This is a genomic window from Sediminibacterium ginsengisoli, from assembly GCF_900167075.1.
GTDB classification, from domain to species: Bacteria; Bacteroidota; Bacteroidia; order Chitinophagales; family Chitinophagaceae; genus Sediminibacterium; species Sediminibacterium ginsengisoli.
This window is the reverse complement of record NZ_FUWH01000002.1, coordinates 158,399-175,771: the sequence shown is the minus strand read 5'-3', so window position 1 is coordinate 175,771 and position 17,373 is coordinate 158,399. Positions and strand designations below refer to the sequence as shown.

The window sequence follows — 17,373 nt, the reverse complement described above, 5'->3', positions numbered from 1 at the left end:
ATCTAATCCAGTTTTACCTGGCAGGTTTCTCCTTTACGGATCGTATATTCTTTGGTACCTGAACCCGATGCGATACTGATGAGCAGCTGATCCTTCTTGTTCGTACTGCTTACTTTGATATCAAATACGCCGCCGAAAGCATGGATCTTTCGAAGCATCATGTTTTGCCAGCCTTCGGGCAGCCGTGGAGTCATATTAAACGTGCGGAAACCGGTTGGTCTTATCCCGAACATGCCTTCGGTATAAATGCGGCAATACAAACCACTTTCAGCTGAAAGATGACGCTGGTTGCCTTCGGGATAAGCTTCTACTGCATAAGGCACATGCTCGCCCAGCAACCTGCGGCGGGAAAAATAAGTGAGGTAACGCATGGCTTTTTCTGTGGCTCCCGCGGCAAAAGCACCACGCAGGCCATATAGGGTTGAACGATCCCAGAAGGTCTTATCTCCTGCCAGCGTAGCCAAACCGTCCTCTGTCCATAATCTTGGCGAAAACAATGCCTCCAGTGTTCCTTCTCTCCGATTGAACATATCCATCACCAGCGGTGTTGCGATCCAGGCACGCAAGGTATCATTCCCTTCGTAATAACGGTAAGTATTATAGCCTTCTACCGTTGCCCCGAAATATTTTTCAATAGCTATGTTCAGACGTGCAGCTTTGTCTTCATAGGCTTTCAGCTGAGCAGCAGGTTTTCCCAACAATTTACCGAGCATCACCGCCGAACGTAATGCGTCATAATAAAGACAGCTTGTATTCAGATTGGCTTTCCCGGCAGGGAAACGGCCTTCCAGCTCGTCGCTGTTACTCTCTGCCACGCCCCGGCTGTTCAGTTTGCGGTCGAGATATTCAAGGCACCACTCTATCAATGGCCATAATACAAGTGCGCTGTCTTTACTTCCGTAAGCAAGTCCGTACCTGCCGGCACCGTAAGCGATCATAGCCATATCCCCCCTGTCTTTCGCGCCCTGCCATACCGATTTACCTTCCGCAATAATTGAACTCGGAATCGGTTTGTACTCGTCATTCATATAACGTGCGAACAATCGGAAAGAATTCATTGCAGATCTGTTTCCTAGTGTATCCCCCAGGAATGCAAAAAAAGGGTTGATGTACTCAGCCTGGTCATTGGCCCAGATCGCGGCATAATATCTTAGCCCGCCCGGACCGTGCATGTAACCGCCTTTTGTATTGTAGATACTTTCGGCTGCACGGATCTTTGCAAATGCGAAAGTTGTATTCAGTAAAACGTCTGGAGTTTCCAGTACCAGCTTAGACAGGAGTCCGTTGATCCGGTCTTTCCTTTTCTGCTCTTCCTGTTCTGGAACGAGGGGCAGGCTGTTTTCACTGCCTGTACGTGCTTCATAAAGTATAGCGAAAATGGCGCTGTCTCCCGGCTGCACCTGTTTCACACCATCACCGATCGTTGAGATAACAAAGCTATGCGGGCCACCATCGGTTCTTTCAGTTGCAGGTCTGGTCTCTCTTTTCAGGTATTCCATTTCAAATCTCACCGGCTTCTGTGTACCGTTGATGAAGACCATTTTTTCAATCGCTACAGGTTTGTCTACAGAAGGAAAATAACTGCGTATCAGTCTCACACCTTCATTTCCGATCAAACTTTCTACTTTCATAATGCCATGATGTGTGATTCGGATCGCTTTTTCAGGCAAGGATGACTGAACGGCTGCATTGTATACACCGGCTTTAAGTATCTTATCGTTGATGAAGAACCGCGGCAGGTCGTTATCCTCTGCGTTATAGGTCATATGTGCAATGGTGCGGACCGGCAATAAGCGGTAGGAAGGATATACCATCGTTCGCGAAAAAGAAGGCGTTGCATTGCTGTCGATCGTATATCGCATCCACATTGCTACTTTCTCGCCCCCCATTTCTATATGATCACTGTGTGGCAGCCGGCCGTTGATCAGCCATTCGATACTGCCGTCGTCTTTTATACGCCAGCGATCGGTTTGCGCAATAACCACAAAAGGCAACAGGAGCAAGACAAGCAATCTTATACGCATAGACAAGTTTTGAAACTTAAACTACAAATCAACTATTTTGCCTTTCGTTTTATCTTCCGGAATTGGCTAACCATTCACTTATTCTACCATTCCATCCACGCCAGTTGAATTACTGTTTAAATTAGGTTCTGAAACAGATTCCGATTACTTTAAAAACCGCCATATGATTACCAGGCATATCGTTGCCGTTGCACTCGCATGCAGCGTTTCCGCAGCAGCTATTCTGCAATTATCTTCAGATTCTTCATCCGTTAAGAACCAGCCTGTAGCAGGTTCTTATGCCGGCAGCAAATTTGTAACCGCAAACAGCGATGGTTCGCTTACCTACACACCTGATGAAAAAGGAAATATTATCCCGGATTTCAGCAGGGTTGGTTTTTACTGGGGCGACAAAGAAATCCCCGACATTGCTGTTGTGAAAACAATCAGCCCAACCGGAACAGAAGCCGATCAGCAGCTGCTGCAGGATGCAATCGATGAAGTAAGCAAACGTCCGCTCGACAATAACGGATACAGGGGCGCCATATTGTTGAAAAAAGGTGTTTACAAACTCAGCAACTCCATCAAGATTGAAGCTTCTGGCGTTATTCTGCGTGGCGAGGGCGATACTGAAAAAGGAACAAAATTATTACTCACCGCCACGCAGCAGATGCCATTGCTCATCGCTGCCGGAAGCGGGAATATCCAGGAAATAAAAGGATCCAAAGTACAGGTAACCGATGCTTATGTGCCTGTAGGTGCTCATTCCTTCAGCGTTTCCTCCGGCACAGGCTTCAAAGCGGGCGATAAAGTGATCCTGCATACCACCACCAACGACCAGTGGATCAGTGATCTCCGTATGGATAAAATTGAAGGACGTGAAGGCACCAAGCAGTGGAAAGCCAGTGAATACAATTTCTCTTTTGAAAGGGTTATTACCCGCGTGGAGGGGAATAAAGTGTTTATCGATAATCCTGTTGTAATGGCTATCGATTCCAAATACGGCAATGCAGAATTGTACAAATATGATTTTGCAGGCAGAATCAGCCAGGTAGGAATTGAAAACATTTTCTTCCAGAGCGATTACCAGACCGATACTTCCGAAAATCACGGGTGGGATGCGATCTCGTTCAGAAAAATTGAACACAGCTGGATCAGGAATGTCACTTCTCGTTATTTCGGCTACTCCTGCGTGAACCTCAGCGGACAGGCAAAAAATATTTCCGTTCTGAATTCAAATTGTTTCGACGCCAAATCAGTGATCACCGGCGGACGCAGGTATTCTTTCAATAACGACGGGCAGCTGAATCTTTTTATCAATTGTCACACAACCGAAGGCAGGCACGACTTTGTGACCGGTGCACGTGTATGCGGACCCAATGTGTTTTATAATTGTACAGCTAAAAGAACACATGCCGACATAGGCCCTCACCACCGCTGGGCAATGGGTACACTGTACGACAACATTACCACCGACGGTGAAATCAATATCCAGGACAGGGGTAACTGGGGCAGCGGACATGGCTGGGCTGGTATTACACAGGTATTGTGGAACTGTTCTGTAAAAGCCGCTACTGTACAAAACCCATGGGCCGGCGGCAAAAATTACAGTATCGGGTTGCAGGGCGTGAAAAAAGATGGGCGTTTTAAAGAGAGAAATGACGGCGAATGGGAACTGCAACATAAAAAAGCAGATCCGCCATCTTTATACATGGCACAATTGAAAGCCCGGAAGAAATAAAACATATGTTATACGAACTGTATAACTGATTGATCCTTAAGAAACAAAAATGCCTGCTATTTGCAGGCATTTTTGTTTAAGTATCTAGCTGTTATCAGCGTAATAAAGCCGTTGCACACCAGAGCAGTGGTGCCTGCCCGTGCTGATCTCCGGTAAGTCGCTTTCTGTCGAGATAATATTGACGATCGTTCTTTTTATTGGTGCCTTCGCATACATCCGTAATGTCGTTATCTGCATTGATATAACCGGTCAATGCCAGCCAGCCTTTACGGGCAGCAGGTCCATATACCTGTTTATCGAGCCAGCCTTCTTTAACGCCTGTTATGAAAGCAAATGTGAACATACCACTGCCCGAAGTTTCTTCCCATGAAGCGGGGTCATCCACCAGCTGGCGCCACATTCCTTTTTCATTCTGAAACTGAAGCAGTGATGCCATCATCTTTTTATATCCGTCCATGATCCTGGGCCTGTCCGGATTGTCTTTGGGCAAAGAACGAAGCAGTTCACTCATACCCGCAGCCATCCAGCCATTACCCCGCCCCCAGTAAAAAGGAACATCCGGCGCATGATAGAAAAGTCCGTTGGGACGCTGAAGCGAATCCAGGTAGAATACCATTTCCTTTGCGGCTTTATCAATATAGCTCCTGTCGCCGGTAGCACGATATGCCTGTGCCTGTACACAGGTGATCATAAACATATCATCTATCCATAAACGTGTTTGCCAGGTAAGGCCTTTCCCGTAGAACCGGTGCGACTCTGCTGTTACACGCGGCCCTTCCGGTGGCCCCCATTGTTTATCGGCGATTCTTTTTCCCAGATCGAGGTAACGCTGTTCTTTGGTCTGGCGGTAAAGTTCCAGCGGAACAGAACCGAATACTGTATAGTCTACGTGATCAGGTTTGGGGATCAATGTATCCCTTGATCCGAACAATGGCTCGAACCTTTGTGCAAGCTGGGCTGTAAGGGTTTTATCTCCTGTAACAGCAGCAAAATTCAATGCACCGTACCATGTACATGTTTCTGCATAAGTGATTACGCGGGGAGGTGTTGGCTTGCCGAAATTCGTATGCGGCGTTGCGATGAATCTCGCCGCTATTCTTTTCCCGACCTCAGCAGGTCCGGCCCCTGCAGGGAACTTTTTAAGATCCTGGGCACTGATTTTCATGGCAAGCGGTATTGCTGCCAGTGCCAGTGCTGCATGTTTCAGGTAAATGCGTTTCATATTTTAATTCAGGTTTTGGTTATTTATCATGAGATTCAGGTACATAATTTTTGACGGGCTGCGCTTCTATCCATGACCTGTCTTTGTCCGTCAGGCATGATGTGAAGAATGCCGTTACCTCGCCTTTTTCATTGGTGAAAACAAAAGGACGTTCGCGACGACGGAATGTATAACTCGTCCCGTCATCATAATTCACCGTTTTTGTATACACAGGGTCCTTCGACAATAACTGATAATGCACTCCATCTTTGGAATAATACTGTGCGCCGTTCTTATTAACGCCTGTCGCATCGCCTTTGAGATCACTGAGGATCACATTATATTGCCCTGAAGCCCACCAGATCGTCGGATCTTCCAGCTGATTTACGCCGGGTAAAAGATTGTTGCCTTCATTGAGCAGTTTGTATTTAGAGCTAAACGATGTTGCTGTATATCCCTGTGCTATGCGGATATCATTCACAGCCTTTCTTCCAAACACATAAATACTTCCATCCGCCCGCACAAGCGGTGCAGGGTTCGAGAAAGGCATAGCTGTACTGTCGCAGCGTGTCCAAGGGCCATTTATGGATGAAGCATATGCATAGCCCGTTTCGTTGGCGGACGAGATATAATATAACACATACCTATCACCCGCTTTCACGATCTTGGGATTATGGGCTCTGTCATTATCCCAGTACCCTTCGCGCTTTTGAACCACTACTTCCTGAAAAGTATAAGGCCCCAGTAACTGATCTGAAGTAGCTCTTACGATCTCTGAATATTTCGTCCAGCCTGCCAACCCATACTCTTCAGGCCAGCGGGATGCGAACATATGATATGTATTTCCCACTTTGATAACAGAAGGACACCATAAAATATAACCGTCCATCCTGAAACCACCGTTTTTAACTGCAGGTCCGATCGATTCTTTCATAGTTGTTTGTGCATGAGCACCACAGGCCAGGTATACCGCAACCAGTAAATGGAAGAACTGCACTGCATATTTTTTCCTTTGTTTCATAACGTACATTTTACTGCGATCAATATTTTCCTTCTGTTTCACCCGGCCAGTCATCTGTTCTGAAAGGCGAAGCCGGCAGACCTGCTTTGTTGAACAAGGCGGGTCTTGAAAAAGGTTTCCACGCAAACCGGACTGCTGCCGGCTTTATTACTTCATCACTCCACACTTCGATCGTATTGCCAACGATCTTCGCGTTCGCTTTTACAAACTTCTTGTCCGTGCCGGCAATAACAAATTCGCCCAGTAAAGCTTCCGGACTGTTCAAGCCTTCGGCATGATCGAATGCGAGGATCATTTTATTTCCTTTTTGTTCCGCGCTTTTATACAACGGGCCTGAATAAACCAGGTCTTTCCTGCCATATTGTTTTGCGAGTGCCCAACGTGCAAGCCGTTCTCCGACCGGCTGCTTGTTTCGCGGATGTATATCTGTACTGTCTCCGAGGTCCGTGATCACCACTATACCAGTATTTGGCACGGAGCGGTAAGTCATCAGCTGTGCCTCCCTGATCTCGGGGTGCTGCTTGTAATGTGTTGCGATCTGCACAAAATAGAAAGGTAAAGATGCCTGCCATTCTTTGCGCCAGCTGTTGATCAGCGCAGGGAATAATGTGCGGTATTGATAAGCACGCGCCGAGTTTGATTCGCCCTGGTACCAGATCACACCTTTTAAGGTATAAGGTACCAGCGGATGAATCATCGCATTATAAAGTTTAGTGGGCGATTTGGAATCCTTCATGGGATCGACCGGCTTTTTAGGTTCAGGTTTTGCAGTATCCTTCGGGGCTTTTTTCCATGCATCCAGATCTGCAGCATATTTTTTTTGTACTTCGGGATAAGCAGTCACAGCATTATCATAACGCGTAAGAACAGGCTGGAGTATTTCATTGCTTTCCAGTACTTCTCTGGATACCCAGGATTCCGCAGGAGTTCCGCCCCAGGAACTGTGGATCATTCCTACGGGAATACCCGTTTCCTGTATCAGTTTACGGGCAAAGAAATAGGCTACCGCAGAAAAACCAGCTGCCGTTCCAGGTGTACATGCGCCCCAGCTTCCTTCCACATTCTTCAACGGCTCGCCGGAAACAGCCTGCTTAACAGTAAACAAGCGCATCTCCGGATAATTTGCAGCAGCTGTTTCTTTTTCATAATCATTGATGCCTGTCCGCCAGCCCTGTCCTTTCGCCAGCGGAAATTCCATATTGGACTGACCGGAACATAGCCATACTTCACCAAGAAGCACATTGCTTACCCGGATACTGTTATGCCCTTTGAATTCGAGGGTATAGGGGCCGCCTGCTTTTATGGTATTCATACGAACCAGCCAGTTCCCGTTTGCATTGGCTGTAACTTTTGCAACCTGGTTATTCCAGCCCGCTGTTACCTGAATCTCTTCACCCGGATCTGCCCAGCCCCATAATGCCACTGTTGTTTGCTGCTGCAGCACCATATTGTCTGCAATAACAGCCGGCAATTTTACATTTGCCTGCAGCTGCTGCAGCAAAAGCAGCAGGACAATTAAAAAACTAACTTGCTTTTTCATGCTTATGATTTGATCATTATTTTACGGGTTCAAGGATCACACTCCTGAGTTTGAATAATTCTTTTCCATCCTGATAAGGATGAATGCTCAATGTATATTCACCCGGCTGCTGCACTGTTGCAATACTTACTGCGTGTTTAATAAACAGCAACGGTGTGTTCTTCTCAAATTCCCCGGTTTTCAATGTCCTGAACAGGTATTGCTGACCGGCGAAACCGATCACTCCTTCCTGCTTAAAGCCTTCCTGTCCGCAGCTGTATTCCAGTACGATCCTGTAATCACCGGGCTCTGTCACACGTAACTGAAAGGAGATGCTATCTTTTTTCTGCTGCATATCTATAACACAGGTCTCATGTTTCCAATCGCCGAAATAATGACTGAACGTAAAGCTTTTTGTTTTGGGATTACCGGACAATCGCGCTGTATGTGCGTCGAGAACAGTTGTTGCATATTGACCGGATACTATCTGCGCTGACTTATTATCATAACCTGGTTGCGCGCCCGTGTACTCAACTACAAATACAGTGTTGGGAGCATCCTGTGCAAAAGCGGGTAACTGCAGTTCAAGATCATTCCCTGCTTTTTTCCAGCTAACGGACTGCCGGTTTCCTAATGCATATACAGCTTTAACGGCATTACTGAATCCGGGTACCAGCAATTTTCCGTTGCCCGGCCTGCTGAATACATGAAGGAAAAGTTTGCCCGGTTTTGCAGTGGTTACGCCCCAGGGCTGTTGCGGTATAAAACCGTAAGTAGTGCCATAGATCGCTTCGCCGTTTTTCTTTAGCCACTTACCAGTTTCCCGGAGATATTTTACAGAATGATAAGGGATCCGGCCATTCCCATCAGGTCCAACATTCAACATCAGGTTGCCGCCTTTGGATGCCACTTTTGCCAGCAGCTGTATAATAGCAGCAGGTGATTTGAAATTCAGGTCATGTTCGATATAACCCCACGAATCATTATGTGTGTAAATGGATTCCCATGCGCCTTTCACAGGCGCGTCAGGTATTTCAGAATCTCCGAAATCCTTGTAATCACCGAGGCCTTGCCCCACCCTGCTGCTGAAAAGGCTTTGCGGTTGTAAGGCATGCAGACTGTCTACAAGTTTTTGCGTTTCTTCTTTCGTTAAACCACCCGGAAGATCAAACCATACAATACCGAGCGGACCATAATTGGTAAGCAGTTCTTTTAATTGCGGTATTGCTTTCTGGCTGTAATAGCTGGCGTAATTCTTTTTGCTTTCATCAAAATCCCAGCTGTTGCGTCCGCCATTCGGTTCATGCCAATCCACAAACTGTGAATAATAAAATCCGAACCTGATATTTTTTTTCGCTGTTGCAGTTGCAAGCGCTTTCATGGGGTCTTTGCCATAAGGCGTTGCTTTTACGATATTGAAATCAGAAGCCTTTGAATCGAACATCGCGAAACCTTCATGATGTTTCGCTGTAATAACAAGATATTTAATGCCCGCATCCGAAGCCAGCTGCGCCCATTCGTCTGCGTTGAAGTTCACAGGATTAAATGTTGATGCTACTTTAGCGTACTCTGCAGCCGGTATTTTTGCCTGGTTCATGATCCACTCGCCGCTGCCATAATAATTTTTCCCGTTCCACTTACCCGCAAGCTTTGAGTATAATCCCCAGTGAATGAACAGACCAAACTTTGCATCTTTGAACCAACCAACATTGGGGTGTTCTTTCAAACCTGTTCCTTTATCCCACATCTCTTCCATTACCTGTGCATAACTACTGGTTTTGGCAAAGAAAACCAGACAAAGAAGTAACCTTATATATTTCTGTTTTTTCATCATCGGATGGTTATTTGAATGAGTTGTTCCTGCTGATCTCGGAATAACTTGATGGTAAATGTGTTCCGTAGCCTTTTCCCGATTTTGGCCTCCCGCAAAGCACGCAGATCCGGCGTTGCTGTTTCATTGAATTCAAGGATCACATCATTCGGCCTGATATAAGCCCGCAAAGGGCTTGAAGCATCCACTTCCTTAACTAACACACCCGTTTCTGCATGCATGCCTGTGGCAGATCGTTCAGCGAGTGTATTCAGGTTCTTCACTTTTAAACCCATGAACTCTGAAAGTGCCTGGTCGTTTTGTTCATTGAATAACAGTAATTCCGGCAATGGCGGTTCCATTGCCCGGGCTTTCAACGGCGGTGAGATCACGCCAAAATTATCCATCGGGAAATTTTGAAATCCCGTGGAGAAGGCTGCCGATCCGGGTTTCAGCCTGTAATCACCTTTGGACGCATCCATGAAAGCCGGCGCTGCATAAACGGAATGCTGATCGTGTCCTGCCTGCTGCTCTTTGATCAGCGACAGGGAATCAAGGAAAACATTTTTATCTACTTGCTTACCCCACACATTGATGCGTACGGGTTTATAAGAGGTTGCAATCACATTTTTCACAAATACATCTTCACTGTTACGGAACCATACGTGCGGATGAAAGGAATTATTAAGGATGATATTGTTCTCTGCCTTCCTGAAAAATCCTTCACGAAGTTTAAGTCCTCCGTTCAGCAGCACGTTATTGTAAATCTCGTAATTGGTTGAACCGTCATCAAGATCTATATCCCAGCCATGATCGCAGCGGAACCTGTTATACCTGATAATATTAGTATGAACTGCATCCAGCAATACCAGCTCATCACGTAATTTATCCGTACGGGCATTCATGCTGTCGCGCACAGGGTGCCAGAACCGATCCCGCCCCCAGGAATTGAATGCACCGTGATCTCCTGTTTCCAGCACTGTGTTGAACACATCGTTGTATTCAATCACATGGCCACCCCAGGTTCCGTCGTTGATATTAATACCTGCACGCGGAACATTATAGATCGTATTATGCTTAACGAGGATATCCTGCGACATGGAGATCTGTACACCAGCCACCTGTTTCTCCTCCAGCCCGATATCATGTATCAGGTTGTCGTACACCGTGCAGGCTGCCGGATAATTAACACCAATCGGGCCTGGCGTTCTGTCGATCTTTTCCAAAGGCAATGATTCGTGATATTCATAAAGCGGCGACCGGACAGCTGCAGGATCGCCTGCAAAGCATACCGCACTTGCACCGATATTGATAAAGGAACATCCTGAAACATCATCGTTACGGTTATAATTGCTGAAGAATACGCCGTTACCTCCCAGATCATAAAAAGAAGCCCCTCGCACCGAACAATGCTCTGTACCGGTGAAGAATACTGCAGCACCACGGTATACAGCCCAGTCACTGCGCAGCAATGGTTCATTCGTCTGCATGAAAGTCCTGGTTGTTTGCGTAAATGACAATCCTTCAAGAGAAATATTCCTGACCGGATCTGCCGCAGTTCCCCTGAACTCCGCAAGATGCGCCAGTTGCGGAACTTCAATTACCGCTCTGCTAAGACTCGTTGGTGTGGCAGGATAATACAATAGCAGTCCTTTATTCTTATCCGCATACCACTCTCCCGCAGTATCTAGTTCTTCCCTGACATTTTCTACAAACCGGAAATCTTTGTGCATTCCCATCTTACGGTTATTCTGCCAGCCCCCTTCCATTTTCAGCGCACCGGTATCATCCTTGCCAAGAACCCGGTAATGAAAATCGCCCCATTCACTTCTGTGTAAAGCATGTACGTATGCGCCTTCCGGATGGTTCCATTTTTTTATCCGTTCAGGACTGATTGCATCCGGAGCTGTGCCCTTGAATATTTTTGCAGCTGGATTATAATTAGGATAACGCGCCATCTGCTGTAATTTCCCGTTAATGAACAGCCGGTCCCAGGTGAGATCTTCGGGTATCGAGGCCCGCCAGGTTGTTCCGTTGTTCTTTTCCCATTTCAGTTGTAACTGCCTTGCACCACTGAATACAACCTGCTCGTCATGATACGCTGTGAATACCAGAGGTTCATTGTCTTTCCTGCTATCGGCAGGAGTAAATACCAATGGCTTTTGCAGATAATAAGTACCGCCACGCAGGTATACTGTTAATTTCCCACGAATAGTCCTGGCTTTAAGCTTAGCCTGTTCTGGTGTTGCGAATGGTTTTTCCTTCGTGCCTTCATTTGCATCATTTCCAGATACCGACACATAAAGAACAGATTGTGCTGACAGTTTTATTCCTGTGCATACCATTAAAAGCATGCTTAAAAAAATGTAAAGACAGTTCCGTCTGATCATGTGTGGATTATTTACCATTCACCAGGAAATAAACGATCCGGCAGGCATTGCCTTTTGAATCCGGATCTTTTTTGTCCGCTATGCGAATGCTGAGTGTATGTTTTCCTTCCGGCAATCCGTCTGCAAGAACCTGGTACCAGGGAAGATGTAACGACTTGCTCCATTGGGTGTACAGGTTCATTTCTTTTTCTTCTTTGCCATCTATGCTGTAACTAATAATGCCTGCATCTGGTCCTGCCAGCACTGCAATACCTGCAGCGTTTCCTGTAAATGAAAATGAAAGTGATGCGCCGGGCTTCTCCGCTGTCAGCACAGGTACATTTACAAAGCCTGGCCTCGTCCTAACGCTGTCCGATGGCTTCCATGAAGTATGAAGCGCAAAGCCTTTGCTTTCAGCCTGGCCTACTTCAACATAATGACCTTGCGTATAACTGGTTTTATCTTTGGGTGCAGGCAATGTATATGCCAATGGTTGTTTCAGTTCTTTCTGCTTAGCGCCTGCCAGCATTGTCCGGATAGTTGCCGCATACAGTTCCTGCCCGAATGGCGACGGATGCAGGTTCTTAAAATCATCCTTCCAGTTGAATTCACCGGCACCGATCCGCCTGGTAATTTCTTCCGCCAGGTTGATAAAAGGCAATTTGTAATAAGCTGCCAGGTCATGATGCAAGGTTACTTCTGCCGGCACTTTACCGTTGTTATAATCTGCGATCTTGTCTTCGTCAACAAATGCCATGAGTACAATATCCATGTAAGGATTTGTGCTACGGGCATGACGAATGATTCCTTCCAGTGCTCTTTGCTGCTGTATTGCCGCCGTTCCGTTTACATGGTCATTTACGGCGCTTTCCACAAAAAGCAGGTCAATCTTTCCCTTGTCGAGCACATCCCGTTGCAGCCGGAATACATGCGGCACACTTCCCAAAGAAGGTATGCCTGCATTGATAAATGTAAACGCTATATCCGGGTATTGCATTTTCAGGTATGCCTCCGTCTGATCACGCCAGCCTTTCATGTTGGTGATGGAACCACCGAGAAAAGCCACTGTGGCCTTATGATCTTTGATCATGTAATAATGAAAATTATCCAGGTTTCCGTAACGCCTGATAAACCCTTCACTCTGGAGCTTTTGCTGTGCGATCGCAGTGAGGCATTGCAATAGCAACAGTCCGGGCAATATTTTTCTGAAAATGTTCATTTTCTCCTGCTTTTATTTTCCCGCTGTTATGTCTTTTCCGGTGAGCCTCAGGGTCAGTTGTGCTTCAAACAGCGACAGCGGACCAACCTGTTTTCCCTGCAGCTGGTTTACGCCTTCATGTGCAAATGTTACTTTACGGTCAGACTGAAAACCAACCAGTACCGGATCTGCAATTGTATAATTGCGTCTCTTCGTCATGTCCCAGAAATCATAGTGCTGGTCTTTTGCGGAGCTGTGATGGAAATTCCACAATACCAGGTTACGGCCATGGTGCGGATGTCCGGGTTCCGGCCCACCGAGGTTATAGAATACACCTCCGGTAATATCATCGTATAAAGTGGCATAAGGCTGTCCTGAGTGAATATCAAAATTCTGATCCGTTCCAAGACTGCAATGAGTAACAACTGTACCTGCCGCGCTGTAACCGGTGCCCGCACCGTGGTGTTGTGCATTATTAAAACTGCAATCGCGTATCAGTACACCATAACCGGTGCGTGCATGTACGGATGCATGTCCTTTCTTGCCACGGAAATTTGTTTGCTGAACAGTTACCTGGTATCCGGAGCGGATATATATTCCTTCATTCCAATCGTGGAACTCGCAGTTTCTTACCCAGCTGTTCTTTACATATTCCATACCGATTGCTTCCCAGGCATAATCGTGTATTTCATTTTTATGATGTATAAATTCTTCAGGGTAGGTTTTCCAGTTACTGGTGAACAGGATATCTTCAACGCCACACTCTTCCATGTGCGGATAAGTAACCACATCCCAGGAAGCATCAGGCACCATGCGGATATCGAGATGTAACGGATTTTTAAACCGGACCTTATTCCCTTCTATTTTCTCAATCGTATGAATTTCATAAATCTGCATTCCGCCATTCGCGCCAAAGAGTCTTGTCCATTCGGGCTTCAGTTCCAGCGGGGCAAAATACTGGCGTGTGAAAGCCTCGCTCCTGTTACGGATCACGATATCCTGCCCTTCTCTCAGCCCGCTTACATCCGCTACTTCTACTGAAAAAGTTTCACGGCTGGCGTTCTTTGTAATTGTGGTCAGTTTTTTTGATTGAACGTCTGCAGGTTTGAAATAGATCTGTCTGCCGTTGATGCGCATCTGGTGCTGGTATATTTCGGTTCCGCCGGGGCCACTTCCAGCGCCTTTCAGCACAATGTTGCTTTTAGAGATCCGGATCTGTTTTTCATGCATCGTATCTGCCGCGATCATGTATTTCCCTGCAGGAAAATAAACGACGCCACCGCCGGGATTTGCTTCTGCTGCAAGGATCGCCTTCTGGATTGCATCATCGTCATAACCTGCGTCGTTCGGTATAGCGCCATAATCTGTTACCTTGAAATATTTTCTGCCACTCACATCAGGGATCTGTTTTTCAGACCAGTGATAACCGGCATAAGAAAAATCAGGCAATACCGGCACCTGACCTGATTGTTTTGCTTTTACAAAATCTTTCCATAAAGGTGCAATGGTCTGGGCCTGTGGTTTCAGAGAAGCCAGGCAAATACCAGCGGCGAACAGGAACATTCTTTTCATCGGATATGCGTTGATTAGCGGAAGAGTTTTATTTGTAATTACATGAAAGGAAAATACTCATTAGTCTATTTCACCTGTTTTCATTTTCCCCTTACCCCATGGATTCTGGTTTTCAACCTGGCCGTTCAGTACAAGTTTAACAACTGATGCGATCGTATCCGGTGCTGTTGCCGGTACTGTGATGATCAGGCCGTCTTTTGTACTTTCTGTTTTAAGCGTTGCATTTCCGGCCAGAAGGTTCGCCTGCTGCGCTGTATTTTTTACGCCTGGCAATAATAATTTACCATCGGCTGGCCAGTCAAATACCGAAAGGTATAAAGTGGTCTGTCCTGGTTTTTCTTTCATGGTGCACCGTCCCCAGGCCAATGGCAGCAGCGGGCTTGCTTTTGTTGCATAAATCGCTTCGCTGTTCACTTTCATCCAGTTGCCGATGGCCTGTAAGCTTTCAATACTTTGCTGGGGGAATGCGCCATCAGGTTTGGGACCTACGTTCAGCAGGTAATTCCCGCCTTTGGATGCGATATCGCAGAGATTCCTGATCAGGGTCTCTTTGCTCTTCCACTTATTGTCTGATGTTCTGAAGCCCCAGGTTCCGTTCATCGTCATACATGTTTCCCAATCAAGGCCATCGAGTTCACTCAGGTTAGGGATTTTCTGTTCCGGGGTTTTGGTATCACCGGGAAAGTTGGGGCGTTTCAGCCTGTCGTTGGTAATGATCTGTGGCTGCAGCTTCAGGAGGTTTTGTAATTTAAGCGCAGCATCGTCAGTCATGTTCGTAGGCGTATCCCACCACAAAACAGCCACATCGCCATAATTGGTAAGCAACTCTTTCACCTGCGGAACGGAAACCTTATCTATATAATCTGCAAAACTTGCTGTTTCCTGTGCAGGATCCCAATGGCCATTATGTTCTTTAGTGTAGGCATCTATGCGAGCGCTGTCGGGATTCAGCCAACCTTCGCTCATCACTTTGCGTGCCGCTGATCCCCCGGGATTGTTCCAGTCCTGCGCCTGTGAATAATAAAAGCCCAGTTTCATGCCCTGCTTTTTACAGGCAGCGGCCAGTTCTTTCAGGATATCTCTGCCATAAGGTGTGGCATCAACAATGTTCCAGCTGCTGGCTGCCGATTTGAACATGGCAAAACCATCGTGGTGCTTGGCTGTGATGACGATGTATTTCATCCCTGCGTCTTTCGCCATCTTTACCCAGTCATTGGCATTGAATTTTACCGGGTTGAACTGTTTGGCATATTCGCGGTATTCTGCAACCGGTATCTTGGAACGGTTCATGATCCATTCTGCACCACCTCTCAGTTGCTCATGGTCTTTATATACACCAGCCAGCTGTGCGTAAACACCCCAGTGAATGAACATCCCGAAGCGGGCTTCACGCCACCATTTCATGCGTTCGTCTTTTGACTGTTGCTGACTGAAGCCCTGCTGCAGTATTGCGCAGCTTACAAGCAGAAGGAATAACTTTTTCATATATGCGTGAATCGTTTAGGTAATCAAAGACTACGATGCAACTAAGCAAGAATTCCTTGCCTGCGTTGCAGTACAATTAACCTGTTGTTCAGCAATTTTATCCCTTTATGTATATGCAGGCTGTAAAAGATATAACGAGGACTACCTGGCTCCCAGAACAGGGCTTGTCCAGGCAGGACCAACTTTTGTATTTTTCCAGAAAAGATCAGGTTTTACGCCTGGCACCTGCCAGATGCCGTCTTTGTCTTTAGCAGTTCCGGTAGCTTTTACAGCAAACCCTTCGGGAAGCTTTGTTCCTGCGGGCACATCTGCGATATTGCCGGAGAACTGCATCACTACGCTCTCATCAACCCAGTTTACAGGTTGCCTGTCTGTGATAATCGTATTGTTATTAAAAACAGTATTAAGCGCGGGCAGGTAACGGTCTGCATTTTTACCGGCACCGATACTCAGCGATTCTTTACAATGAACGATCGTGTTTTTGCTGATCACCGCATTCTTCACCTGCCAGTGGCTGGTTAGTATGGGGTTCGGCAATCCATCCATAATGGAAATAGCGGCGCTGAGCCCTGTACCCGTCAACTCCTGGAAAAAATTGTCATGCACCTGCTGGTTTTCACCTATGATGCGGATACCGCCTGTATTAGGTTTGTTATTTCCGATAAAGATATTCCCATATGCTTCATTGTTGTTGCCATGCCTGAGGGTCAGTGTTGCACTGCACTCGTAAAAAAGGTTATTGCGTAATATATTGCGGCACGACTTATTCGAGATGGCTTCAATTTCCCCGTCGCAACGGTTGAAGATGTTGTTTTCGACGATAGTATAAGAATCGTGCATGGACCAGGTGCTGGTGCCGATCCTGATCGTTTCACCACCATTGACGCCAAGTTCAGGACGCTGACCGAAATAATTATGATCGATACGGTGATAATTGGGCTGATCGGAAAGCCAAACTACCAGCGTAGTGCCCTGGTGTGATTTTCCTTCCAGCCAGCAATGATCCACGCGGTTATGATGACCATAAAGCGAAAGCCACTTGTAGTCTTTTTTGATATCCGGCGCGTTATAATTAACAATGGCAGTGTTCGTAACCCTTGAATAAGATGTTTTTGCAGAAAGCACGATCACATCTTCTTTCTCCGAATGACCATCTGTAAAATACAGGCCGTCCACTACCAGCCAGGTTCCTTCAACAAGTAATGTGGAAGTACCGGTAAGTTTTGTTACGCCAGGTTTTTCCGTTGTTAATACAATCGGTGCCGCTTCCGTGCCTTTTCCTGAGAAGACCAAACGCTGATCTTTCCACTGGCCGTCTGCGAGAACTACCTTATCACCGGGAGCAAGTTTCAAAGCCTGCAATTCAACAGCACTGTGGATCTTGTATTCAGTTGCATTTACTGCAAATGATATTGCAGAACAGATCAATAACAGGATTCTTTTCACACCGATCG

At 46.5% G+C, this 17,373-nt stretch carries 11 protein-coding genes; 1 reads left to right on the top strand and 10 read right to left on the bottom strand.

The window, feature by feature from the left end; genetic code table 11:
• Positions 1 to 2: 2 nt before the first annotated feature.
• A complete protein-coding gene (locus tag B5D42_RS03845; protein ID WP_078830127.1) occupies positions 3 to 2,024 on the bottom strand; it encodes a glucosidase family protein in 2,022 nt (673 codons plus the stop codon).
• Positions 2,025 to 2,187: 163 nt separating this feature from the next.
• On the opposite strand from B5D42_RS03845, the gene B5D42_RS03840 reads away from it, so the two are divergent.
• Positions 2,188 to 3,744: a hypothetical protein gene (locus B5D42_RS03840; protein WP_139366974.1), complete on the top strand. Its 1,557-nt coding sequence runs from the start codon at positions 2,188 to 2,190 to the stop codon at positions 3,742 to 3,744.
• Positions 3,745 to 3,838: 94 nt separating this feature from the next.
• Here the strand turns inward: B5D42_RS03840 and B5D42_RS03835 are convergent, their stop codons facing one another.
• From B5D42_RS03835 to B5D42_RS03795, 9 genes are all read right to left on the bottom strand, one after another.
• Positions 3,839 to 4,966: a glycoside hydrolase family 88/105 protein gene (locus tag B5D42_RS03835; protein ID WP_078830126.1), complete on the bottom strand. Its 1,128-nt coding sequence runs from the start codon at positions 4,964 to 4,966 to the stop codon at positions 3,839 to 3,841.
• 19 nt (positions 4,967 to 4,985) lie between these two features.
• Entirely contained in the window at positions 4,986 to 5,966 is a 981-nt protein-coding gene (locus B5D42_RS03830; RefSeq protein ID WP_139366973.1) for a glycoside hydrolase family protein, read from the bottom strand.
• 19 nt (positions 5,967 to 5,985) lie between these two features.
• The gene (locus tag B5D42_RS03825) at positions 5,986 to 7,506 is read right to left on the bottom strand and encodes a sialate O-acetylesterase (protein ID WP_078830124.1); all 1,521 of its coding nucleotides are present in this window, start codon (positions 7,504 to 7,506) and stop codon (positions 5,986 to 5,988) included.
• A gap of 16 nt (positions 7,507 to 7,522) precedes the next feature.
• Entirely contained in the window at positions 7,523 to 9,316 is a 1,794-nt protein-coding gene (locus B5D42_RS03820) for an alpha-L-fucosidase (RefSeq protein ID WP_078830485.1), read from the bottom strand.
• Positions 9,316 to 11,595, bottom strand: coding sequence for a PDZ domain-containing protein (locus tag B5D42_RS03815; RefSeq protein WP_217698784.1), 2,280 nt, complete (start codon positions 11,593 to 11,595; stop codon positions 9,316 to 9,318). Before B5D42_RS03815 ends, B5D42_RS03820 begins: the two co-directional genes overlap by 1 nt.
• A 97-nt stretch (positions 11,596 to 11,692) precedes the next feature.
• Positions 11,693 to 12,883 carry an SGNH/GDSL hydrolase family protein gene (locus B5D42_RS03810; protein ID WP_078830122.1) on the bottom strand — a complete coding sequence of 397 codons (1,191 nt, stop codon included), beginning with the start codon at positions 12,881 to 12,883 and terminating at the stop codon, positions 11,693 to 11,695.
• A 12-nt stretch (positions 12,884 to 12,895) separates the two neighbouring features.
• A complete protein-coding gene (locus tag B5D42_RS03805; protein WP_217698783.1) occupies positions 12,896 to 14,434 on the bottom strand; it encodes a DUF4955 domain-containing protein in 1,539 nt (512 codons plus the stop codon).
• 60 nt (positions 14,435 to 14,494) lie between these two features.
• Positions 14,495 to 15,919 carry an alpha-L-fucosidase gene (locus B5D42_RS03800; protein ID WP_078830120.1) on the bottom strand — a complete coding sequence of 475 codons (1,425 nt, stop codon included), beginning with the start codon at positions 15,917 to 15,919 and terminating at the stop codon, positions 14,495 to 14,497.
• Positions 15,920 to 16,060: 141 nt separating this feature from the next.
• Positions 16,061 to 17,365, bottom strand: coding sequence for a polysaccharide lyase 6 family protein (locus B5D42_RS03795; protein ID WP_217698782.1), 1,305 nt, complete (start codon positions 17,363 to 17,365; stop codon positions 16,061 to 16,063).
• Positions 17,366 to 17,373: the final 8 nt, after the last annotated feature.

Coding starts and splice junctions, on each gene's coding strand:
- B5D42_RS03830 (WP_139366973.1), bottom strand. CDS start 5,966: ATGAAACAAAGGAAAAAATATGCAGTGCAGTTCTTCCATTTACTGGTT.
- B5D42_RS03845 (WP_078830127.1), bottom strand. CDS start 2,024: ATGCGTATAAGATTGCTTGTCTTGCTCCTGTTGCCTTTTGTGGTTATT.
- B5D42_RS03800 (WP_078830120.1), bottom strand. CDS start 15,919: ATGAAAAAGTTATTCCTTCTGCTTGTAAGCTGCGCAATACTGCAGCAG.
- B5D42_RS03820 (WP_078830485.1), bottom strand. CDS start 9,316: ATGAAAAAACAGAAATATATAAGGTTACTTCTTTGTCTGGTTTTCTTT.
- B5D42_RS03810 (WP_078830122.1), bottom strand. CDS start 12,883: ATGAACATTTTCAGAAAAATATTGCCCGGACTGTTGCTATTGCAATGC.
- B5D42_RS03840 (WP_139366974.1), top strand. CDS start 2,188: ATGATTACCAGGCATATCGTTGCCGTTGCACTCGCATGCAGCGTTTCC.
- B5D42_RS03805 (WP_217698783.1), bottom strand. CDS start 14,434: ATGAAAAGAATGTTCCTGTTCGCCGCTGGTATTTGCCTGGCTTCTCTG.
- B5D42_RS03825 (WP_078830124.1), bottom strand. CDS start 7,506: ATGAAAAAGCAAGTTAGTTTTTTAATTGTCCTGCTGCTTTTGCTGCAG.
- B5D42_RS03835 (WP_078830126.1), bottom strand. CDS start 4,966: ATGAAACGCATTTACCTGAAACATGCAGCACTGGCACTGGCAGCAATA.